This window comes from Nocardia sp. NPDC056064, from assembly GCF_042266925.1.
Taxonomy (GTDB): Bacteria; Actinomycetota; Actinomycetes; order Mycobacteriales; family Mycobacteriaceae; genus Nocardia.
The window spans coordinates 4281798-4302521 of record NZ_JBHJWO010000001.1; the positions used below are offsets into that span (position 1 = coordinate 4281798).

The 20724-nt window shown below is 68.9% G+C and carries 25 protein-coding genes and 1 pseudogene; 15 read left to right on the forward strand and 11 right to left on the reverse strand.

The genetic code is table 11. The features are described 5' to 3' along the window. Positions 1–74: 74 nt before the first annotated feature. The 8 genes from ACFC06_RS19830 to ACFC06_RS19865 all read left to right on the forward strand — a co-directional run bounded on the left by ACFC06_RS19830 (position 75) and on the right by ACFC06_RS19865 (position 8663). Complete coding sequence (locus tag ACFC06_RS19830) at positions 75–671, forward strand: cysteine dioxygenase family protein (RefSeq protein WP_375933059.1); 597 nt, start codon at positions 75–77, stop codon at positions 669–671. Further along, positions 671–1102 carry a rhodanese-like domain-containing protein gene (locus ACFC06_RS19835; protein ID WP_375933062.1) on the forward strand — a complete coding sequence of 144 codons (432 nt, stop codon included), beginning with the start codon at positions 671–673 and terminating at the stop codon, positions 1100–1102. Before ACFC06_RS19830 ends, ACFC06_RS19835 begins: the two co-directional genes overlap by 1 nt. A 294-nt stretch (positions 1103–1396) precedes the next feature. After that, entirely contained in the window at positions 1397–2863 is a 1467-nt protein-coding gene (gene lysS, locus ACFC06_RS19840; RefSeq protein WP_375935643.1) for a lysine--tRNA ligase, read from the forward strand. 115 nt (positions 2864–2978) lie between these two features. Beyond that, a complete protein-coding gene (locus tag ACFC06_RS19845) occupies positions 2979–3341 on the forward strand; it encodes an Lsr2 family protein (RefSeq protein WP_375933065.1) in 363 nt (120 codons plus the stop codon). A 193-nt stretch (positions 3342–3534) separates the two neighbouring features. Further along, a complete protein-coding gene (locus ACFC06_RS19850) occupies positions 3535–4158 on the forward strand; it encodes an FHA domain-containing protein (protein WP_375933068.1) in 624 nt (207 codons plus the stop codon). A 125-nt stretch (positions 4159–4283) separates the two neighbouring features. After that, a complete protein-coding gene (locus tag ACFC06_RS19855) occupies positions 4284–4838 on the forward strand; it encodes a DUF1772 domain-containing protein (protein WP_375933070.1) in 555 nt (184 codons plus the stop codon). A 64-nt stretch (positions 4839–4902) separates the two neighbouring features. Continuing rightward, the gene (locus ACFC06_RS19860) at positions 4903–5844 is read left to right on the forward strand and encodes an esterase/lipase family protein (protein ID WP_375933072.1); all 942 of its coding nucleotides are present in this window, start codon (positions 4903–4905) and stop codon (positions 5842–5844) included. Positions 5845–6095: 251 nt separating this feature from the next. Then, entirely contained in the window at positions 6096–8663 is a 2568-nt protein-coding gene (locus ACFC06_RS19865) for an ATP-dependent Clp protease ATP-binding subunit (RefSeq protein WP_375933075.1), read from the forward strand. A gap of 66 nt (positions 8664–8729) precedes the next feature. On the opposite strand, the gene ACFC06_RS19870 is transcribed toward ACFC06_RS19865, so the two are convergent. The 4 genes and pseudogenes from ACFC06_RS19870 to ACFC06_RS19885 all read right to left on the reverse strand — a co-directional run bounded on the left by ACFC06_RS19870 (position 8730) and on the right by ACFC06_RS19885 (position 10341). After that, positions 8730–9221, reverse strand: coding sequence for a hypothetical protein (locus ACFC06_RS19870; RefSeq protein ID WP_375933078.1), 492 nt, complete (start codon positions 9219–9221; stop codon positions 8730–8732). A 29-nt stretch (positions 9222–9250) separates the two neighbouring features. Further along, complete coding sequence (locus ACFC06_RS19875; RefSeq protein ID WP_375935646.1) at positions 9251–9529, reverse strand: DUF1877 family protein; 279 nt, start codon at positions 9527–9529, stop codon at positions 9251–9253. 19 nt (positions 9530–9548) lie between these two features. Continuing rightward, positions 9549–9716: pseudogene (locus ACFC06_RS19880) on the reverse strand (DUF1877 family protein); the annotation flags it as partial. A 100-nt stretch (positions 9717–9816) separates the two neighbouring features. Next, positions 9817–10341: a hypothetical protein gene (locus ACFC06_RS19885; protein ID WP_375933081.1), complete on the reverse strand. Its 525-nt coding sequence runs from the start codon at positions 10339–10341 to the stop codon at positions 9817–9819. 132 nt (positions 10342–10473) lie between these two features. Here ACFC06_RS19885 and ACFC06_RS19890 point away from each other — a divergent pair, with 132 nt between their 5' ends. Beyond that, on the forward strand, positions 10474–11343 hold the full coding sequence (locus tag ACFC06_RS19890) for a helix-turn-helix domain-containing protein (protein WP_375933084.1): 870 nt from the start codon (positions 10474–10476) through the stop codon (positions 11341–11343). A 12-nt stretch (positions 11344–11355) separates the two neighbouring features. Here the strand turns inward: ACFC06_RS19890 and ACFC06_RS19895 are convergent, their stop codons facing one another. The 4 genes from ACFC06_RS19895 to ACFC06_RS19910 form a co-directional block, all read right to left on the reverse strand. Continuing rightward, complete coding sequence (locus ACFC06_RS19895; RefSeq protein ID WP_375933087.1) at positions 11356–12537, reverse strand: MFS transporter; 1182 nt, start codon at positions 12535–12537, stop codon at positions 11356–11358. An 80-nt stretch (positions 12538–12617) separates the two neighbouring features. After that, positions 12618–13085, reverse strand: a complete 468-nt coding sequence (locus ACFC06_RS19900) for a DUF1877 family protein (protein WP_375933090.1) — start codon at positions 13083–13085, stop codon at positions 12618–12620. Positions 13086–13158: 73 nt separating this feature from the next. Next, positions 13159–13833, reverse strand: coding sequence for a response regulator (locus ACFC06_RS19905; protein WP_375933093.1), 675 nt, complete (start codon positions 13831–13833; stop codon positions 13159–13161). Continuing rightward, complete coding sequence (locus tag ACFC06_RS19910; RefSeq protein WP_375933096.1) at positions 13830–15227, reverse strand: sensor histidine kinase; 1398 nt, start codon at positions 15225–15227, stop codon at positions 13830–13832. The genes ACFC06_RS19905 and ACFC06_RS19910 overlap by 4 nt, the downstream gene beginning before the upstream one ends. Before the next feature lie 143 nt (positions 15228–15370). Between ACFC06_RS19910 and ACFC06_RS19915 the strand changes: the two genes are divergently transcribed. Together ACFC06_RS19915 and ACFC06_RS19920 are read left to right on the forward strand one after the other, a co-directional pair. Further along, a complete protein-coding gene (locus tag ACFC06_RS19915) occupies positions 15371–16267 on the forward strand; it encodes an ABC transporter ATP-binding protein (protein WP_375933099.1) in 897 nt (298 codons plus the stop codon). Next, positions 16264–17124 (forward strand): ABC transporter permease, encoded by an 861-nt coding sequence (locus tag ACFC06_RS19920; RefSeq protein WP_375933102.1) that lies wholly within the window; start codon positions 16264–16266, stop codon positions 17122–17124. Before ACFC06_RS19915 ends, ACFC06_RS19920 begins: the two co-directional genes overlap by 4 nt. On the opposite strand, the gene ACFC06_RS19925 is transcribed toward ACFC06_RS19920, so the two are convergent. Next, positions 17125–17601: a DUF4240 domain-containing protein gene (locus ACFC06_RS19925; RefSeq protein WP_375933105.1), complete on the reverse strand. Its 477-nt coding sequence runs from the start codon at positions 17599–17601 to the stop codon at positions 17125–17127. It lies immediately after the preceding gene. A 10-nt stretch (positions 17602–17611) separates the two neighbouring features. Further along, on the reverse strand, positions 17612–18229 hold the full coding sequence (locus tag ACFC06_RS19930; protein ID WP_375933108.1) for a TetR/AcrR family transcriptional regulator: 618 nt from the start codon (positions 18227–18229) through the stop codon (positions 17612–17614). Positions 18230–18338: 109 nt separating this feature from the next. On the opposite strand from ACFC06_RS19930, the gene ACFC06_RS19935 reads away from it, so the two are divergent. From ACFC06_RS19935 to ACFC06_RS19950, 4 genes are read left to right on the forward strand one after another with little or no spacing between them, the layout of a single operon-like run. Beyond that, positions 18339–18992: an FMN-dependent NADH-azoreductase gene (locus ACFC06_RS19935; protein WP_375933111.1), complete on the forward strand. Its 654-nt coding sequence runs from the start codon at positions 18339–18341 to the stop codon at positions 18990–18992. Then, positions 18989–19309, forward strand: coding sequence for a DMT family transporter (locus tag ACFC06_RS19940; RefSeq protein ID WP_375933113.1), 321 nt, complete (start codon positions 18989–18991; stop codon positions 19307–19309). Before ACFC06_RS19935 ends, ACFC06_RS19940 begins: the two co-directional genes overlap by 4 nt. 55 nt (positions 19310–19364) lie before the next feature. Continuing rightward, positions 19365–19811, forward strand: a complete 447-nt coding sequence (locus tag ACFC06_RS19945) for an SRPBCC domain-containing protein (RefSeq protein ID WP_375933116.1) — start codon at positions 19365–19367, stop codon at positions 19809–19811. Between the two features lie 12 nt (positions 19812–19823). Next, complete coding sequence (locus tag ACFC06_RS19950; RefSeq protein ID WP_375933119.1) at positions 19824–20261, forward strand: OsmC family peroxiredoxin; 438 nt, start codon at positions 19824–19826, stop codon at positions 20259–20261. Between the two features lie 6 nt (positions 20262–20267). Here ACFC06_RS19950 and ACFC06_RS19955 read toward each other — a convergent pair whose 3' ends face one another. Continuing rightward, positions 20268–20720 carry a hypothetical protein gene (locus tag ACFC06_RS19955; protein WP_375933122.1) on the reverse strand — a complete coding sequence of 151 codons (453 nt, stop codon included), beginning with the start codon at positions 20718–20720 and terminating at the stop codon, positions 20268–20270. Positions 20721–20724 lie beyond the last annotated feature (4 nt).

Here is a 20724-nt window from a genome sequence, read left to right on the forward strand (position 1 = left end):
GAGGCTGACCTGCCTCGACCGTTCGAGGCTGACGTTTTCCCCTCGACCGATCCACACCTTCTGGAGATGCGCTCATGCGTTCCTCTGTTCTTTCCCTTTCCTCTGCGCGCGACAGCTACTCCGCGACGCCGCCGCTGGACCGCGCGATCGCTTCGGCCCTGCCGACCCGCCTGCGCCCCGCCGACCTGCTGCGCCTGACCGACGAGGGCGCCGAAGACGTCCTGGCGGGCCGTTACGACCACCTGTTACCCGCCGACGGCATCTGGCCCACCGAGCAGCGCTGGGCCACCCGCCTGCTGCACGACGACGAGGTCGACGTCTGGCTGATCAGCTGGACCCCCGGTAAGTCCACCGACCTGCACGATCACGCCGGTTCGCTCGGCGCGCTCACCGTGCTCAGCGGCGCGCTCTCGGAATTCCGCTGGAACGGTTCGGAACTGCGCAGGCGCACCCTCGCCGCCGGCGATCAGGCTTCTTTCCCGATCGGCTGGGTGCACGACGTGGTGCGCGCCCCCGCCGCGGCCGAATCCGTCGGCCCGCTCGACCCCACGCTCAGCGTGCACGCCTATTCCCCGCCCCTGTCGGCGATGTCGTATTACGAGGTGACCGGGCACGGCACCCTGCGGCGCACCAAAACCGTCCTCACCGACCAGCCCGAAGGTGACCTGTGATGAGTCGTTTGACGATTGATCAGATGCTCGAGAACGCCCGCGCGGATCTACAACGGCTCTATGTCTACGACGTGCCCGCCGCATTGGCCAGGGGTGCGATTCTGGTCGACATCCGACCCGCCGCCCAGCGGGTCCGCGAAGGCGCGCTGCCGGGCGCGCTGGTGATCGAACGCAATGTCCTGGAATGGCGCCTGGACCCCACCTCCTCGGCCCGCTTGTCGCTGGCGGTGGATCACGACGTGGAATGGATCATCTTCTGCTCGGAGGGCTACACCTCGAGTTTGGCCGCGTCCTCGCTGCAGCAGTTGGGTCTGCACCGCGCCACCGATCTCATCGGCGGCTACCAGGCATTGAAGTCGGCGGGAATGTTGACCGTCGGCATCGGCGTCCCCCACTTCGCCCGCGAACTGGACGCACTGGCCTCGCTGTAGTCCTCTCGTTCGATCACCCCGCTCTCCGCGCGCTATCGCGGATGGTGGGGTGAGTTGTGTTGTCCGCGTGCTGTTTCAGGCCCCGCCGGCGCGGTGTTGTGTTTCGGTTGTGTGACGTGGGTTGCATCGGGCGGGGGAATGGGCGTGCCGATGTGTGGTGACCGGGGAGTTTGTGCGGGGAGCGCGCAAATCCATTTTCGGCGCAGGCTACTGTTATCGGATGTGAGTACCCCTAACCCCGCCGAGACCGGCCGCGCCGTCAGTTCCGCCGTGGACAGTGATGTCCCCGAGCAGATGCGGATTCGCCGGGAGAAGCGGGAACGGCTGCTAGCCGAGGGGGGTGAGGCCTATCCGGTGGTGGTGCCGCGCACGCACACCCTTGCCGAAATTCGGGCCGCCTACCCCGATCTCGAGCCCGACACCCAGACCGGTCTGCAGGTCGGTGTCGCGGGCCGCGTCATTTTCGTGCGCAATACCGGCAAGCTGTGCTTCGCCACGCTGCAGGAGGGCGACGGCACCAAGCTGCAGGCGATGATCAGCCTCAACGGTGTCGGGGCCGAGTCGCTGGCCGCCTGGAAGTCCGATGTGGACCTCGGCGACTTCGTCTTCGTGCAGGGTGAGGTCATCTCCTCGCGCACCGGGGAATTGAGCGTGATGGCGCAGTCCTGGTCGATGGCGGCCAAGTCGCTGCGCCCGCTGCCGGTGGCCCACAAGGAGATGAACGAGGAGTCGCGGGTCCGGCAGCGCTATGTCGACCTGATCGTGCGCCCGGAGGCCAGGGAGATGGCCCGCACCCGCGTGAACGTGGTCCGGGCGCTGCGCGCCGCGCTCGAGCGCCGCGGTTTCCTCGAGGTCGAGACCCCCATGCTGCAGACCATCCACGGTGGTGCCGCCGCGCGCCCGTTCGTCACCCACTCCAATGCCCTGGACATGGACCTTTTCCTGCGTATCGCGCCGGAACTGTTCCTCAAGCGCTGCGTGGTCGGCGGCCTGGAGAAGGTCTTCGAGATCAACCGGAACTTCCGCAACGAAGGCGCCGACTCGACGCATTCGCCCGAGTTCGCGATGCTGGAAACCTACGAGGCGTACGGCACCTACGACACCTCCGCGACGATGATCCGGGAATTGATCCAGGAAGTCGCGCAGGAGGCTTTCGGGACCCTGCTGGTGACCCTCGCGGACGGTACGGAATACGATCTCGGTGGCGAGTGGACGACGGTCGAGATGTATCCCTCGCTGTCGGAGTCGATCGGTGTGGAGGTCACTCCGGAAACCACTGTCGAAGAATTGCTCGCGCTCGCCGATCGGGTAGGTCTGGAAATTCCGACGGGCAAGGGCTACGGTCACGGCAAACTGGTCGAAGAACTGTGGGAACATGCCTATGGTGACAAGCTCTACGCGCCGACTTTCGTTCGCGACTTCCCGGTCGAGACATCACCGCTGACGCGTCAGCATCGCACCGAGTCCGGTGTTACGGAGAAGTGGGATCTGTATGTCCGCGGCTTCGAGTTGGCCACCGGCTATTCGGAGTTGGTCGACCCCGTGATCCAGCGGGAACGCTTCGTCGACCAGGCGAGGCTCGCCGCGGCGGGTGACGACGAGGCGATGGTGCTCGACGAAGACTTCCTCGCCGCGATGGAACACGGCATGCCGCCGACCACCGGAACCGGTATGGGAATCGATCGCTTGTTGATGGCACTCACCGGTTTGGGAATCCGGGAAACGATCCTGTTCCCGATTGTGCGTCCGACTAGTCGCTGACCAGTCAATTTGCGGGGCGAAGGTCTCGTGTTGGAAATTTCGCATTTCGGGGTATTCTTGCCTCGGGTATTCGGCCTGGAGGCAGGCTTGACGATTTCGAGAGGACGTTCATCTCATGGCAAAGAAGGTCACCGTTAGCCTGATCGACGATGTCGACGGTGAGTCCATCGCGGACGAGACCATCGAGTTCGCTATCGATGGGGTGTCGTACGAGATCGATCTGTCGGAGGCAAATGCGGCGCGTCTGCGTGAGGGCCTGGACGAGTGGGTCGCCAACGCCCGCCGCGTGAGTGGCCGTCGCCGGGTGAAGGCCGCCGGTGCGCCCGCGCCGCAGGGCAAGAGCCGCGTTTCCATGGACCGCGAGCAGAGCGCCGCCATTCGCGAATGGGCCCGCCGCAAGGGCCACAAGGTCTCGGCCCGCGGCCGCATCTCCGCCGACATCACCGAGGCCTACAACAAAGAGGTCGGCAAGAACTAGCAGGCCGGCGCTCGTCGCGCCACCCGTCTCCGCGCCCGAGGGGCCGATTCCACCGCAGGTCGTCTGCGGCGGAATCGGCCCCTCAGGCGTATCGGAAGGCCCTGGTGGACAGCGTGATCCGGTGCGGGGGAGCCGGGAGATAGAATGGGTGGGCTGAAGGGGGACTCCGAGGTAGGTAAGGTATCGAGACACAGTGACCGAAGCAGCCAGTTCGTTCCTGCGGTATACCGACAACACCGGTCGGCAGCACGAACTGCCGCTTGTCCCGGCCCAGCAGCGCTTCACCATCGGTCGCAATGTCCAGGCCGATCTCGTGCTCGGCTGGGATGCCGAGGTCTCGCGCCTGCACGCCGCCATCGAGCACCTGGGCACCCACTGGACCATCATCGACGACGGCCTCTCGCGCAACGGCACCTTCGTCAACGGTGAACGGCTGATCGGCCGTCGTCGCCTGAGCCCCGGCGACCGCATCCGCGTCGGCACCACCCTGGTGCATTTCTTCGATTTCGGTGGCGTGGTCGACGACGCCACCCATGCCGCCGCCGCGGCCATTCCCACCATGCGCTCGCTCACCGATACCCAGCGCGCGGTCCTGGTCGCGCTGTGCCGCCCGTACAAGCACGGCACCGGTTTCGCCACCCCGGCCTCCAACCAGCAGATCGCCGAGGAATTGTTCCTCTCGATCGACGCGATCAAGACCCACCTGCGCGCACTTTTCGCGAAGTTCGGGGTGGAGAATCTGCCGCAGAACCAGAAACGCACCCGCCTGGCCGCCCTGGCCATGCAGAGCGGAATGATCTCCGATCACGATCTGTGAGCCCGCGACGCTCGCGTAGGTGGGTGAGCGTCTCGACGATGTCGGCCACGGCCGATCCACGGTTGACTGATACCAACGCCGGAGCCGGGAACCACCGCTCCGCGATCGGTAGTCAGGAGCCCGCCATGTACGCAATCCGGTTGTCCGCCATCGTTTTCGCACTGCTCAGCACCGGGCTGATCGCGGGGGTCTTCTACGCCTACGCCATCTCGGTGATGCCCGCGCTGGCCCGCACCGACGCCCGCACGCTGATCGATGTCATGCAGAAGATCAATGTGGTGATCATCAACCCCTGGTTCATGTTCGGGTTCCTCGGCACGGTCGGCTTCACCGCGCTGGCCGCCGCGCTGAGCCTCGGCCGCGAGCATCGCACCACCCTGATCTGGATCGGGATCGCCTTGGCGCTCAACGTGATCGCCTTCGCCGTCACCGCCGGGCTGAACGTCCCGCTCAACGACGCGCTGGCCGCGGCGGGCGACCCGGCCGCCATCGGTGACCTCGCCGCGGTGCGCGCGGATTTCGAGGCGAGCTGGGTGCGCTGGAACATCGTGCGCGCGGTGCTGCACACAGCGGCCTTCCTGGTGCTGTGTGGCGCGCTGTTCGCGGCGGGTGTGCAGCAGGGCCGGTCCGAGGCGCCCCCGGTGGTGTCCCAGACACAAGCGCTGGTTACCGGCCGGTAGCGCCACGAGATTACTGGAACGTGTTCCATGATGATGGAACACGTTCTAGTGATGGGGGTCGCCGATGCGACGCAGGACACGATCGTTGCTGGTCATCGCCGCTGCCGCGGTGCTGGGCTGGGTGGGTGGCGCCGGCCAGGCCGCCGCCGACTACCCGGTGGACTACAACTTCTTCGGCGGCATCGTCCCGGAGCTGACCAACCCGGGCGGCTCCCTGCCCGGCTCCAACGACTTCGGTTGCGTGCCCTCGGCCGAGCATCCCAACCCGGTGGTCCTGCTGCACGGCACCGGCGGCGCCGCCCAGACCAACTGGGGCGTCTACGCGCCGCTGCTGGCCAACGAGGGCTACTGCGTCTTCTCGCTCACCTACGGCGCCTACCCGGTGCCCTGGCCGATCTCGGCGATCGGCGGGATGCGCCCGATCGAGCAGAGCGCGGCCGAGGTCGCCGCCTTCGTCGCCAGGGTGCTCGCGAGCACGGGTGCCGAGCGGGTCGACTTCGTGGCCCATTCCCAGGGCAACATCGTGGGCAACTACTACATCAAGCGCCTCGGCGGCGGCGCGCACGTCGACAAGTTCGCCGCCATCGCCCCGCCCTGGCTGGGCACCAACGCGGCGGGCGCGGGCGACATCGCCGCCTTCAGCCGCGCGCTGGGCACCGGTCCGGCCTTCGACGCCGTGGCCGGCTCGCTGTGCCAGGCGTGCGGGCAGATGCTCACCGGCTCGCCGTTCATGACCGCCCTCAACGCCGACGGTGTCTACGATCCGCGGGTCACCTACACCAATGTGGTCACCGTGCTCGACGAACTGGTGGTCCCGCACACCTCCGGCCTGGTTCCCGGCCCGAACGCCACCTCGCACGTGGTCCAGGACGGCTGCGCCCAGGACTGGTCGGAGCACATGGCCATCGCGGGCAGCCCCCGAGCGGCGGGTTTCGTCCTCAACGCCCTCGACCCGGCCCGGCAGGCGCCGGTCCCGTGCGAGTTCGTGCCGCCGTTCACCGGCTGAGCCCGACACCGCGCCGTCATATTTCGCTGTAGGCAAAACTCCACGGGAAACGAATGCCGCGACGTGCGCGTTATGAGTGAATGACCATGTTGCCGCCGGTCATCAATAGGATGGACCGGCGGCGGCGGAATGCCCTGCCAACTAGAGTGGATGGCGGGGGCCGCAACCCCCGGGCTTCATGGCAGGCTGACGGCGACAGTTGTCGGTCGGCGTCAGTTGCCAGAATGTCGGAGCAGGAGAGTGAGGGAGCGATGTTCGAGAGGTTCACCGACCGCGCGAGGCGTGTCGTTGTCCTGGCCCAAGAAGAGGCCCGGATGCTCAACCACAACTACATCGGCACCGAGCACATCCTGCTTGGGTTGATCCACGAGGGCGAGGGCGTGGCGGCGAAGTCGCTGGAGTCCCTTGGCATTTCGCTGGAGGGTGTGCGCAGCCAGGTCGAGGAGATCATCGGGCAGGGCCAGCAGGCTCCCTCCGGTCACATCCCCTTCACCCCGCGTGCGAAGAAGGTGCTGGAGCTGAGCCTGCGCGAGGCGCTGCAGCTCGGCCACAACTACATCGGTACCGAGCACATCCTGCTCGGTCTCATCCGCGAGGGTGAGGGCGTCGCGGCCCAGGTGCTGGTCAAGCTCGGCGCCGACCTGAACCGGGTCCGTCAGCAGGTCATCCAGCTGCTGTCCGGGTACCAGGGCAAGGAGCCCGTCGAGGGTTCCGGCTCGCGCGGTGAGGCGGGCACTCCGTCCACTTCGCTGGTGCTCGACCAGTTCGGCCGCAACCTCACCCAGGCCGCCCTCGAGGGCAAGCTCGACCCGGTCATCGGCCGCTCGAAGGAAATCGAGCGCGTCATGCAGGTGCTGAGCCGCCGCACCAAGAACAACCCGGTGCTGATCGGTGAGCCCGGTGTCGGTAAGACCGCGGTCGTCGAGGGCCTGGCGCAGGCCATCGTCAACGGCGAGGTCCCCGAGACCCTCAAGGACAAGCAGCTCTACACCCTCGACCTGGGTTCCCTGGTCGCGGGCAGCCGCTACCGCGGTGACTTCGAAGAGCGCCTGAAGAAGGTGCTCAAGGAGATCAACACCCGCGGCGACATCATCCTGTTCATCGACGAGCTGCACACGCTCGTCGGCGCGGGTGCCGCCGAAGGTGCCATCGACGCGGCCTCGATCCTGAAGCCGAAGCTGGCCCGTGGTGAGCTGCAGACCATCGGCGCGACCACCCTCGACGAGTACCGCAAGTACATCGAGAAGGACGCCGCCCTGGAACGCCGCTTCCAGCCGGTGCAGGTCGGCGAGCCGACCGTCGAGCACACCATCAACATCCTCAAGGGTCTGCGCGACCGCTACGAGGCGCACCACCGGGTCTCCATCACCGACGGTGCCCTGGTCGCCGCCGCGACGCTGGCCGACCGCTACATCAACGACCGGTTCCTGCCGGACAAGGCGATCGACCTCATCGACGAGGCGGGCGCGCGCATGCGCATCCGCCGGATGACCGCGCCGCCGGACCTGCGCGACTTCGACGACAAGATCGCCGACGCCCGCCGCGAGAAGGAAAGCGCCATCGACGCGCAGGACTTCGAGAAGGCCGCGCGTCTGCGTGACAAGGAGAAGCAGCTCGTCGCCAAGCGCGCCGAGCGGGAGAAGCAGTGGCGTTCCGGTGACCTGGACGTCGTGGCCGAGGTCGACGACGAGCAGATCGCGGAGGTGCTGGCCAACTGGACCGGTATCCCCGTCTTCAAGCTCACCGAGGAGGAGACCACCCGTCTGCTCCGCATGGAGGACGAGCTGCACAAGCGGATCATCGGCCAGGAAGACGCCGTCAAGGCCGTCTCCAAGGCGATCCGCCGCACTCGCGCCGGCCTGAAGGATCCCAAGCGCCCCTCCGGCTCGTTCATCTTCGCCGGTCCGTCCGGTGTCGGTAAGACCGAGCTGTCCAAGGCACTGGCGAACTTCCTGTTCGGCGACGACGACGCGCTCATCCAGATCGACATGGGCGAGTTCCACGACCGCTTCACCGCGTCTCGTCTGTTCGGTGCCCCTCCCGGGTACGTGGGCTACGAGGAGGGCGGCCAGCTCACCGAGAAGGTGCGCCGCAAGCCGTTCTCCGTGGTGCTGTTCGACGAGATCGAAAAGGCGCACCAGGAGATCTACAACACCCTCCTGCAGGTGCTCGAGGACGGCCGTCTCACCGACGGTCAGGGTCGTACGGTCGACTTCAAGAACACCGTGCTGATCTTCACCTCGAACCTGGGCACCTCCGACATCTCCAAGGCCGTCGGCCTGGGCTTCACCCAGTCCAACGCCGAGGGGTCGAACTACGAGCGGATGAAGCTCAAGGTCAACGACGAGCTGAAGAAGCACTTCCGCCCCGAGTTCCTCAACCGCATCGACGACGTGATCGTCTTCCACCAGCTCAACAGCGAGCAGATCGTGCAGATGGTGGACCTGATGATCGGCCGCGTCGCCAAGCAGCTGAAGAACAAGGACATGGCGATCGAGCTCACCGACCAGGCCAAGAGCCTGCTCGCCAAGCGCGGTTTCGACCCGGTCCTCGGCGCGCGTCCGCTGCGTCGCACGATCCAGCGCGAGATCGAGGACCAGCTCTCGGAGAAGATCCTCTTCGGCGAGATCGGCGCCGGCCAGACCATCGTGGTCGACGTCGAGGGCTGGAACGGCGAGGGCCTCGGCGAAGACGCCAAGTTCACCTTCACCGGCAAGGCGAAGCTGACCAAGGCCCCCGCGGGCGACGACAAGCCCGAGGTCGTCCTCACCGGCGCCGGCGAGGGCACAGCCCCCGAAGCCGCCGCCTCCGGCGAGTAATCGTCTGATCGAACGAAGTCCGCCCCCGACACGTTGTCGGGGGCGGACTTCGTTATCGTCAGAGCCTCACACACCCAGTTCATCGCAGAGGTCGACGTAGCGCTCGAGGTAATCCGGCGTCGATCGGTGCCTCCCCAGCCCGACGGTGTCGAATTCGTCCGACCCGGCCATGGCGACGATGCCGAGTATTCGCAGCGCGGCATTGACGGTCGAGACGGACCGGATCGCCGCACCGGCAAGGCAGACGGCACCCCACTGGGCACCGACACCCGCCGAGTAGTCCGTGTGGACCACGGCGAAGCTGGGATCGAGCCGTGCCGTGAGGTCGGCGACGATCACCCGTATGACGTCTTCTCCCGGGAAGAGCGCGGGCATCCCGCGCGGCCGCTCCATCTGTCCCGTAACACCGTGCACGGCTTGCCAATACGCGGTGTAGTAGTGCGTCACATGGAGCAGGCTCAGTCCGTCATACAGCGGCACCGGCACCAGGTCCCATCGAGCGGCCGCATCCGTATCGATGGCTTCCGGCACGACAAGCGCTGTGATCGAATGTCCCACGGCTCGAACCTATCGCGCCGGTTCCCGGGTCAGCCGAAGTGTTGCAGGAGGCCGGAGCCGTGTTCGGCGGCGTGGCGGAAGACCTGTTCGAGGGCGACGTAGTGGTGGCGTAGGTAGTTCAGGGCGTCCTGGCCGTCGCGGGCCCAGATGGCGGGGTATATCCCGGCGCCGTCCATTGTCACGGGGTCGAAGAACAGGGCCAGTTCGTCGAATGGGAAGCGGGTGAGGGCTTTCGCGGCGGCGGCGACGTCGTCGGGGTGCCACGCGAAGTAGTTGTCGTCGGGGAGCGGGCGGCCGTTGTCGAACAGGGCTGACTCCGACGTTCGCCTGGAGCAGCAGGAATTCCAGGCCCGCCCAGGACTTGTCCAGGTAGCCGTCGGGTCCGTCGTCGTGGCGCTCCACGTTGTCGAGGAAATCGTCCGGCCAGTCCGTCGTCGCCGCAAGCCGTTCCAGCTCCACGGCGCTCACCCTGGTGAACGACATGATCACCCCCATGATGTAACTCCTCTTCCTCCCGTTGAATGTCCGCCGAAGCTAGCAGCGGGCACCGACACGAGACCTCACTCGCCGGAAGAGGTTTCGTCCACGGCGCAGGTCAGTGGGGTGTGAGGTCGGCGAGGAACCGGTCGGCGGCGCGGTGTGAGCGCACGCGAATGAAGGTGAGATGGGCGAAGGCCGGATCGTTCTGGGCGGCGAGGTAGCGGGTTCGGTTGCGGTCGTAGGTCGTCCACGCCCACATGATCACCGACTGTTCGGGTCGCAGCGCGAACAGATTGCGCCAGTTCTCCCGGTTGCCGTTCCAGAGTTCCTCGCGGGTGATCGCCCGGCTCACCGAACGCCGGATGATCTGGAACATCACTTGCGCCTTGGGCAGGTCGAACCAGACCACGGTGTCGGCCCGATCCCAGACCAGGGAGCCGAGCTTGCTGTGATACGCGCCGTCGGCCACCCAGCTCTCGGGGCCGATCCGCTCGCTGACCTCGGCCCGGAACTGTTCGGCGGGCAGCGGAGTCCACCCGGCGCGATGGTGGATGGCATCGAGTTCGATGTGCGGGATTCCCAGCTGCCGGGAGATCCGCCGGGCCAGCGAGCTTTTCCCCGACCCGGATGTACCGACCACCGAAATCCGCCGCGCGCTCACCACCCGGCCATTATCCACGGGGACGGGGGCGGCGATTCGGTGTGCTGCGCCGGGATCGGACGGTCTTGCTACCGTGAGATTCCGTTGGAGTTCCACCGTGAGGGGTGTCTGGTGTCGCTGGTCGATTCGGATGCGCGCGGCCTCGAGGAAGTGCTGGCGGGGCTGCGGTGGCGTTTCGCCGGGCGCGACGAGTTCGTGCTGGCGGCCGGCGGGTGGGCGCATCCGGCGGGGGAGTCGAGCGCGCTGATCGTGCTCGACGGGTTGATCCGCGTGGAGGGCCTGGCCGTGCCGGAGGACCTGGCGTGTGGCGATTTCCTGTTCGTCCCCGGCGCGCACCGCTGCGCCGTCCAAGCACTCGCCGACAGCACCGTGCTGCACGTCCGGCTGACCCCGGCGGCCACCGGCAGCGCCATGGCGGCCCTGCCCGAGCGGGTGCTGCTGACCGACTTCGTGCGGCATTCCCCGCTGGCCGCGACCATGTTCCGCCACCTCGTGCAGGAGTGCGCCGACCCCTTCGGTGTGCAGGGCGACCGCGTCGCCACCCTGATCGCCGCGATGGCCGTGGAGGCCTGGCATGCCCTGGGCTGCGCGCCGAAACGCTGGCTGCTGCGGGTCGACGAACCCGGCATCGCGCGGGCCGTGGCCGCCATCCACGCCGACCCCGGCCGGGATTGGACCGTCGAAGCCCTGGCCCGCGTCGCGTTGGCCTCCCGCTCCGGGTTCGCCGCCCGCTTTCAGTCCGCCACCGGACGCACCCCCGGCCGCTACCTCACCGAGCTGCGCCTGGACCGCGCCCAGCACGCGCTCGCCGAGACCGACGCCGCCATCGCCACGATCGCCCGCCGCCTCGGCTACCGCTCCGAGACCGCCTTCGGCCGGGCCTTCCGCCGTCATACCGGCCGCACCCCGTCACAGTGGCGGCGCGAAACCGGGGCCCCGTCCGGCGAGGCCGCCGAACGGGACCCGCGGGCCGCCAGCTGAGCCGCAGACCCGTCAGCGTCGCGCCAGCGACGCCCGGACGAGCACCCCGCCGAGCACGGCCGCACCGGCCGCGAGCCAGTAGGTGGGGGTCAGGCCGAGGGTGTCGACGCCGCGTCCGCCGACGGCCGAACCCAGGATGATCGCGGTCTGGAACCCGGCGACGACGAGGCCGCTGCCCGCTTCGATCCGGTCGGGAAGCACGCGGGATATCCAGACCTGCACCAGATTCAGGATGCCGCCGAAGGCACCGCCCCAGATCACCACCGCGACATAGGCCAGCGCGGGGACGGCTCCGGAGGCGATGATCGCCGCCAGCGACAGCCCGATGGCGGCGGGGACGGCGAGCAGCAGGGTCGCGAGATGCTTGTCGGCCAGCGACCCGAGCACGAAATTGCCCAGCAGACCGCCGATTCCGAACAGCGCGAGCAGCACCGGGATCGCGGCCGGGCCCGCGCCGAGCAGTTCGGCGAGGGCGGGCCGGATGTAGGTGTATCCGGCGAAATGCCCGCCGATGACCGCCACGATGGCGACCAATCCCGGCGTCACCCCCGGGGCCCGCAGCGCGCTGCCCATCGCGGCGAAACCGATGCCCTCCCTCGGCGCGATCGGCGGCAGGATCAGCCGCACCGTCACCGCGGCGGCGAGCGCGAGCCCCGCCGCCACCACGAACACGACCCGCCAGCCGGCGAAGGTGCTCAGCAGCACGCCCAGCGGGACACCGGCCACCGTCGCCACCGTGGTGCCCGCGTTCACGATCATCATCGCCTTGCCGAGCCGCTCGGCGGGCACCAGCTGCGCCGCGATCACCAGCGCCATCGACCAGTACCCGCCCACGGCCACACCCAGCAGCAGCCGCGCCACCAGCAGCAACCCGATATTCGGCGCCACCGCCACCAGCACATTCGACGCCACCGCCGCGATCGTGAGCCCCAACAGCAGCGTGCGCCGATCCAGCCGCGGGAACACCGCCCCCAACCCGAGCGCCGCCAGCAACGCCGTCACCGCCGTCACACTCACCGAAAGCCCGACGACCCCCTCGCGCACCCCCAGATCCCGCGCGATCGTCGTCAACACCCCCGGCGGCAGGAACTCCGCCGTCACGAGCGAAAAACTGCCGAGAAACATCGTGAGCAACGCAGGCCAGGCCCGCCGTCCCACCACCGGCCCAACACCGGCCGTCAAGGTCGTAGTCATGCCAGATGCAACGCCCCCGGCGCCTCCGCCCCGCGACTCAAACGCCAGCCACCCCGACTGAAACGCCAGGTTTGCCGCCCCTACTCGAACCGCGCCACCGCCGCCGATCCCACCCCGGCCGCATAGGAGAAGAACTCCCGCAGCGCGTCGTAGTTCTCCCGCAGATAGTCCAGACTCCAGTCGCTTTCCCAGATCTCGGGGTAGATCCCCTCCTCGTCCATCGCCGCGGCATCGAAATGCCCGGCCAGCACGTCGAACGGTGCCGCGGCCAGTGTCCGCGCGGTCGTGGCGACATCCTCCACGCTCCACACCACCGTGCAGGTCTCATCGCCCGGACTCACCGCCTCGTTCTCCCGCAGCAGGTCCTCGACTACCTCGGCGGCGGCGAGCAGATGACGCAGACCGTCCCACGCCTTGTCCAGATCACCCCGAGGTTCACCCTCACGATGACGAAGCGCCTCGAGCACATCCCAGGCGATCCCGGGCTCCGCCGAAATCCGCTCCGCATCGGCCGGATCGACCCGGGTGAACGTATAGACCATGCCCATCGAAAAGCCCCTTCCCGCAGCGTCGTTGTCGATGGCAACGCTAGAAGCGGCCGCTTGGGAAATCCTTTGCGCGCTACTGCCAGCCCGGGCGGACCAGTCCGGATTCGTAGGCGAGGACGACGAGTTGGGTGCGGTCGCGGGCGGCGAGTTTGGTGAGGATGCGGCTGACGTGGGTGCGGGCGGTGGCGGGGCTGAGGTAGAGGCGGGCGGCGATCTCGGCGTTGGTGAGGCCCTCGGCGACGAGGGTCATCACCTCGCGTTCGCGGTCGGTGAGCGCGGCGAGGGCATCCGGGGGTGGTTGTTTGGCGTGGGTGGCGAATTCGGCGAGCAGGCGGCGGGTGACGCCGGGGGAGAGCAGGGCCTCGCCCTCGGCGACCACGCGGACCGCGCGCAGCAGATCGGCCGGTTCGGTGTGTTTGACCAGGAAGCCCGAGGCGCCGGCGCGAATCGCCTCGAAGACGTATTCGTCGAGCTCGAAGGTGGTGAGCACGACCACCCGCACCTCGGACAGGTGCGCGTCGTCGGCGATCATCCTGGTGGCGGCGAGGCCGTCGAGGATCGGCATCCGGATGTCCATGAGCACCACGTCGGGCACCAGCGAGCGGGTCATCCGCACGGCCTGTTCGCCGTTGTCGGCCTCGCCGACCACCTCGATGTCGTCCTGCGCGTCGAGCAGGGCCACGAACCCGCCCCGCACCAGCGCCTGGTCGTCGGCGACGAGTACCCGGATCGCGCGTTGCCCACTCATGCGGTGGCCTCACTCTCCCCACCGGACGAGCCCCGCCCGTTCTCGGCCGCCCGCGACTCCGGTGTCCGGGACCCGTGGCCCGACGCACCCGCCCGAAGCGTCGCTCCGTCGGTGGAGGTGTCGCCCGACGCGCTCCTGCCCCGCGTCGGCGCGGAACCCGCAGGTCGCGCGGGTAATCGGGCCGCCACGCGGAACCCGCCGGACGGGCGCGGCCCTGCGGTCAGCGCGCCACCGAGCGCGTGCGCCCGCTCGCGCATGCCGATGATCCCGTTGCCGCCGGGTCCGGTGCGCACGGTGGTGCCGGTGGGGCGGGTGTTGTCGACGGTGATGTCGACCGTTTCGGAGGTGTAGCGCAGCGTGATGGTGGCGACGGCGCCGGGCGCGTGCCGGATGACGTTGGTCAGCGATTCCTGGATGATCCGCGCGGCGGCCACATCGATCACGCTGGGCAGCTTCTTGGGGGTGCCGATGATCTTGGTCTCGACGGCGAGGCCGGTGGCGCGGGTGCGTTCCAGCAGGGTGTCGAGATCGTCGAGTGAGGGCGCGGGCGCGCGCGGCGCGGGACGCGGCGGCGCCACCGGTGCGGGCGAATCAGGGGTGGCGGCAACAGGTTCGACGGGCACCTCCGGCGCCACCGTGGCCCCGCTGCGGATGGCGTGCAGCAGCGTGTGCACCTCGGCCAGCGCCTCTTTCGAGGTGGTCTTGATGGTGGCCAGCGCGGCCGCCGCCTGCTGCGGCTTGCGATCGAACAGTTCGAGCGCCACCGAGGACTGCACATTGATCAGCGAGAGACTGTGCGCGAGCACGTCGTGCAGTTCGCGCGCGATGGCCAGGCGCTCCTCGCTCGCGGCCCTGGCCTGCTGGGCCTGCTCGTCGCGGTGGGCCGCCTCGGCGCGCTGCTCGCGCGCCAGCACGACCGCGCGGCGCAGCCGGATGCCCTCGGCGATCCCGACCAGCACCCCGATCCAGGCGAGCAGCCCGAACACCTGCCAGGCACCGGTGTCCCTGCCGAGCAGCGCGGGCACCGGCCACACCATGGTGAGGAAGCCCAGCACGGCCAATGGATAAGTGCGCCAGCGTGATCCGGTGACGGCGGCGGTGAGGAAGGCGATCACCAGCGACAGGAAGATCGGCCCGTACCCGTAGTCGCGCAGCACATACGACACGGCGGCCAGCAGCGTCACCAGCAGCACGGGTTCCGGCAGCAACCGCCGGAAACCGAGCGCGATCGGCCCGGCCAGCAGCAGCAGATACGCGAACGCGTCGAGCGCGCGCACCCCCGTCTGATGCCCGTTCGCGCCGGAACTGCCGGCGAGCTGGATCACCGCGACAACCACCGCCAGGCCCCAGTCACCGACGACCGAGCCACGCTCCCACTTCGCAGACGCTCCCACCTCTGTCACCCTATTGCGTACCGGGGCCGCGCGCGTCGGCCTGCACCCGTAAATCTGGTCGCGGGCGGTAGGCCGCGCGACGTAGGCCGATTGCCGCTCCGGGACCGATGTCGCACCGGCACCTCGCCGGGGATTCTCGATGCATGAACGATGCGATCGTCGTCACGAACGGCCTGACCAAGCGCTACGGCGCGCACCTCGCGGTGGACGCGGTCGACATGCGCGTCGCCGCCGGCGAGATCTACGGCTTCCTCGGCCCGAACGGCGCGGGCAAGACCACCACCTTGCGCATGCTGGCCGGCCTGATCCGCCCCAGCGCGGGCACCGCCACCGTCGCGGGCCACGCGCCCGGCGACCCGGCGGTCCTGCGCCGCCTCGGCGTGCTCATCGAGGGCCCCGGCTTCTACCCGTATCGGTCCGGCCGTGACAACCTGCGCGTCCTGGCCCGCTACCGGGGCCACCCCGACAGCGAGGTCGACCGGGTGCTGGCCAGGGTGGGTCTGGCCGACCGCGCGAACGACCGCTTCCGCGCCTACTCCCTGGGCATGAAGCAGCGCCTCGGCGTCGGCGCCACCCTGCTCGGCCACCCAGACCTGCTGATTCTCGACGAACCGACCAACGGCCTCGACCCGGCCGGGCTCGCCGACATGCGCGCCCTCATCGTCGACCTCGCCGCTGACGGCCACACCGTCCTGCTGTCGAGTCACCAGCTGACCGAGGTGCAGGAGATCTGCCATCGCGTCGGCGTGATCTCCGGTGGACGGCTGCTCGCGGAGTCGACGGTGGCCGAATTGCGCGGCACCGCATCGCTTCTGGTGCGCGCCGAGCCGGTGCGTACGGCGCTGGACGCCATCCGGGCCACCGGCGCGCCCGCGCAGGCCGGGCCCGACGGCATCCGCGTCGACGTGCCGGCGGCACGGGCCCCCGAGATCGCCCGCGCGGTCGTCGGGGCGGGCGCTGACCTGAGCGAACTGCGCGTGGACGAAAGGTCCCTGGCGGAAGTGTTCTTCGAGATGACAGCGATGGAGGTCGCGAAATGATCGGTACGACAAGGGATCTGTGGTCGAGCCTGCGCGCCGAGGCGCTGCGGTTGCGGCGCTGGCCCGCCTTCTGGATCGTGCTCGGCACCTGGGTGCTGCTCAATCTCACCTTCGCCTACCTGTTCAACTACCTCGCCTACACCTCCGGCGAGAGCGGTGCCCTGTCGGACGGCCTGCCCCGCGAGGTGCTGCTCGGGCAACTGCTGCCCGCGGCCGTGCCGGAGGTGTTCACCCAGGGCATGGCCATGTTCGGCGGGGCGCTGATGCTGCTGCTCGGCGCGCTGGCGGTCGGCAGCGGCTACGGCTGGGGCACGTGGAAAACCGTGTTCACCCAGGGGCCGGGCCGACCGGCGGCAGTCGGTGGGTTGCTGGTGGGTCTGGTGCTGGTGGTGGTCGGGCTGGTGTGTGTGGCCTTCGCCGTCGACCTCGGCGTCTCGGCGCTCATCGCGGCCACCGAGGGGCAGTCCCTGGCGCTGCCGTCGGTCGAGCGCTCGGTGCTCGGAATACTCACCGGGACAGCGATTCTGGGGATGTGGACGCTGGCCGGTGCGTTCATCGGCGCGGTGGCGCGCGGTCCGGCGCTCGCTGTCGGGCTCGGCCTGGTCTGGGTGCTGGTCGTGGAGAACCTGCTGCGCGGCGTGGCGAACATCTTCGGCCCGATCGAGTCCGTCACCGACCTGCTGCCCGGCACCGCCGCCGGGTCACTCGCGGGCGCCATGCGCACGGTGAACGGCCCGGCCACACCCGGGGTGCTCGACATCCTCACCCGCGGTGAATCGCTGGGCCTGCTCGCCGCTTACGCGGTGGTGTTCGCGGCGGGCACGATCTGGCTCATGTCCCGCCGCGACCTGGCCTGATCAGCTCCAGCCCGCCGGATTCGACGCCGTCTCCCGCGAGATCCCCGAGCCGGTATCGGGAAAGGTGCCGAAGCGCAGATGATGCAGATGGGCGAAGAAATAGCACATCTCCTCACACTCGGCATCGGTGATCGCGGCGCTCGGATCGGCGCGCACCGCCTCGTAGTACTCACGACCCAGCGCGACGATGAACCCGCGCGCGTAGAGGAACCCGTCGTCGGAGCCGTCGGTGATCTCCTGGATGTCGGCGCGGTCGATGTCGTAGAGCGCGCGCTCGGCGACCCGGTCGAGCGCCATCAGCTCCTCGCCGGTGAAACCCTCGGCGTGCGTGGCCAATTGGGCCAGGAAGGCGTCGAGGTGGGCGTCGAACCCGTCGTATCCCGCGCGCAGCACGGCGGCGGGGGTGGTGCCCGTCGCGGCCCAGGCCGAGTCGATCAGGGTCCAGAAGCGGGTGGTGTCGTCGTGGGTGCTCGTCACGGGGCGGACGCTACTCGCCGGGTCCGACAGATCCGTGTGGCCGCAGCAGCCGGTGGGCGAGGGTGGTCAAGCCGTCGACGATCTGGGCCTGGGTGAGCCCGCGCTCGCGCTGCTGCAGGTAGACCTCGGCGGCCAGCGGCGCGAGCGCGGTGTCGACCAGTGAATCAGGCTGCGGCACAGCGGCTTCGGTGAGCAGCGCGCGGACGTGTACCGACCAGAAGCCGTAGGCGCCGGTCGCGAAGCGGGCGCCGCCGGCCTCCGCGCCGAGCACCAGATGCGCGTGGGTGCCCAGCAATTCGACCATCGCGGCGTAGAAGGCGGCCAGGCGTTCGGCGGGCGGGGCGCCGGGGCCGAGGGGTGGCTCGCCGCTGAGCAGGTGCTGTTGCAGGGTGCGTTCGTGTTCGTCGAGCAGGGCCACCGCGATGGCGGTGCGATCGGGGTAGCGGCGGTAGAGGGTGCCGCGGCCGACGCCCGCGGCCTTGGCGATGTCGTCCATGGTGACCGTGCGCGGGTCGCGGGTGGCGAAGAGTTCGGCGGCCGCCGCCAGCACCTTGGCCCGGTTGCGGGCGGCGTCGGTGCGCTCCGGCGGCGTCGTGGTGCCGGTGAGCAGGTCGGATCGAAGCTCCATGTCCTCGACTGTAGCCCAGAAAAATGAATATGGACAAGGTGTCCACTTGTGTTCTATGGTCGGTTCCACGACAAGCGGACATGATGTCCACATTTGGAGAGGCTCGACCATGACGCACCTGCTGCACCTCGACGCCAGCGCCCGCCCCACCTCCGTCAGCCGGGGTCTCGGCGCGGAATTCGTCCAGTCCTGGCGCGCGGCCGGGGCCACCGGCACCTACACCTATCGCGACCTCGCGGCCCAGCCGACACCGTTCATCGACGCGGGCTGGACCGAACTCTGCGACGCGGTCCTGGCCGCGGGCCGCACCGACCTGCACCGGCTCGCCGACCTGGCCACCACACCCGCGGCGAAAGCGGCCTGGCGGATCGTCGAACCGCTGCTGGCCGAAGTGCTGGCCGCCGACGTGATCCTGATCGGCACGCCGATGTACAACTACTCGATCCCCGCCGCGTTGAAGGCCTGGCTCGACCAGGTCACCTTCCCGCGAATGTCGTTGGGGCAGCGTCGCTTCGTGGTGGTCAGCGCGCGTGGCGGGGCGTACTCGCCGGGTGCGCCCAAGGTGGCGTTCGACTATCAGGAGCGCTATCTGCGTGACTTCTTCGCCGGGCACTTCGCCGTCACCGACACCACCTTCGTGCACGCCGAGCTGGCCAACGCGGTGCAGGACCCGAACCTGGCCCACCTGCGCGAAGCGCACGAGACCTCGCTGATCGCCGCCAAGGCGCGGGTCCGCGAGCTGGCCGTGGAGTACGTGCGATGAGCTGGCTGATCCTCGGCCTGGCCGGGCTGGTGGAGATCGTCTGGGCGCAGACCATCAAGCCCACCGAGAACTTCACCCGCCTCGGCCCGACCCTGCTGTGCATCGCGCTGGGCTCGCTGGCGGTCTACCTGCTCTCGCGGGCCATGCAGCAGCTGCCGGTCGGCACGTCCTACGCGGTGTTCACCGGAATCGGTGCGGTCGGCGCCATCGCGCTGGGCATCGTGGTGCACAAGGACCCGCTCAGCGCGGGCCGGATTCTGGCCCTGTCGCTGATCCTGGGCGGCATCGTGCTCGCCCGTGTCACCAATCCCGAGTGACACTGCGCCACACCCGATGCGGCGTTCGTGGGGCGCGAGCCGGTACAGTCCACGGATGGACCAGCCAGTTCGCCACCCGGACCTGTCCTCACGACCGCACGAGCTGACGGTCGAGCGCGTGATGAAAGCCGCGCCCAGTCTGCTCTACGCGACCTGGACCCAGGGCTTGGATCTGTGGCTGGCGGTTCCCGGCTCGGTGCGTATGCGTCCCCTCGTCGGCGAGCCCCTCTATTTCGACACCGGCACTGCGGACAAGGGCAACCCGCACTACGGCCGGATCCTCACGCTCGAGCCGGACCGGCGCGTAGTGTTCACCTGGGTGACCGCCGCCACCGAAGGCGTGGAGACCGTGGTCGACGTCGAATTCCGCAAGCAGCCGCGCGGCATCCGGCTGCGCCTGCGGCACTCCGGGTTCCCCACCGCGGCCATTCGTGACCTGCACCAGCAGGTCTGGCCGGAGATGCTGGAACGACTCGACGAGGTCACCGGCAGCGTGGCCTAGAAAGGATTTGGCATGCCGACTCGTAGCGCACGCACCCTCTGGGCAGGCGGGCTGCAGGATGGTTCCGGGCAGGTCGAACTGGTCAGCTCGGGGGTGGGCAAGTACGACGTCACCTTCCCGCGCCGCGCCGCCGACAACGCCGAGGGCACCAGCCCTGAAGAGCTCATCGCCGCGGCGCACTCCTCGTGCTACTCGATGGCGCTCTCGGCCGAGATCGCCAATGCCGGGGGCACCCCGGAGAGCCTGGACGTCACTGCCGATGTCACCCTCGCGCCCGACCCGGCCGGTGGGTTCCAGATCAGCAAGATCAAGCTGACCGTGCGCGCCGTCGCCGCCGGGCTCGACGCGCAGGGTTTCTACACCGCCGCCACCGCCGCCAAGAACGGCTGCCCGGTGAGCAAGGCGCTCAGCGGTGTCCCAGAGATCGAGCTGGACGCCGAACTGATCTGAGCCCGGTCACCGCTGGGTGAACCAGCGGTGCGCCGCCGGGCTGTACATGGCCGGGATCGCGACCGCGACCGCCAGGATGTGCACGGCCCGCAGGCTCACCAGCACGGTCGACGACGGCGACAGGCCGGTGAACAGCGCGGCGAAGTCGTCGGTGGACAGCAGCACCGCCAGCGGTTCGATGATCAGCGAGATCATCCCGACCACGCCGATGCCCACGGTCAGGACCGCACGCGCGATCCGGCTGCCCCGCACCATGTACAGGGCGACGGCGGCGACGACCAGATACAGGGCGAGGCGGGGCAGCAGTCCGGCCGCGGTGGCGCCGAACTCGTCGCCACCGCGCACCGCGCGCAGCACCCCCTCGGCCGCCCCCGCGGCGAGCGCGGTGAGCAATCCGCCGAAGGCGACGACCACCGCGCGGGGACGATACGCGGAAACGGAAAAGGCAGTGTCGGTCATGACA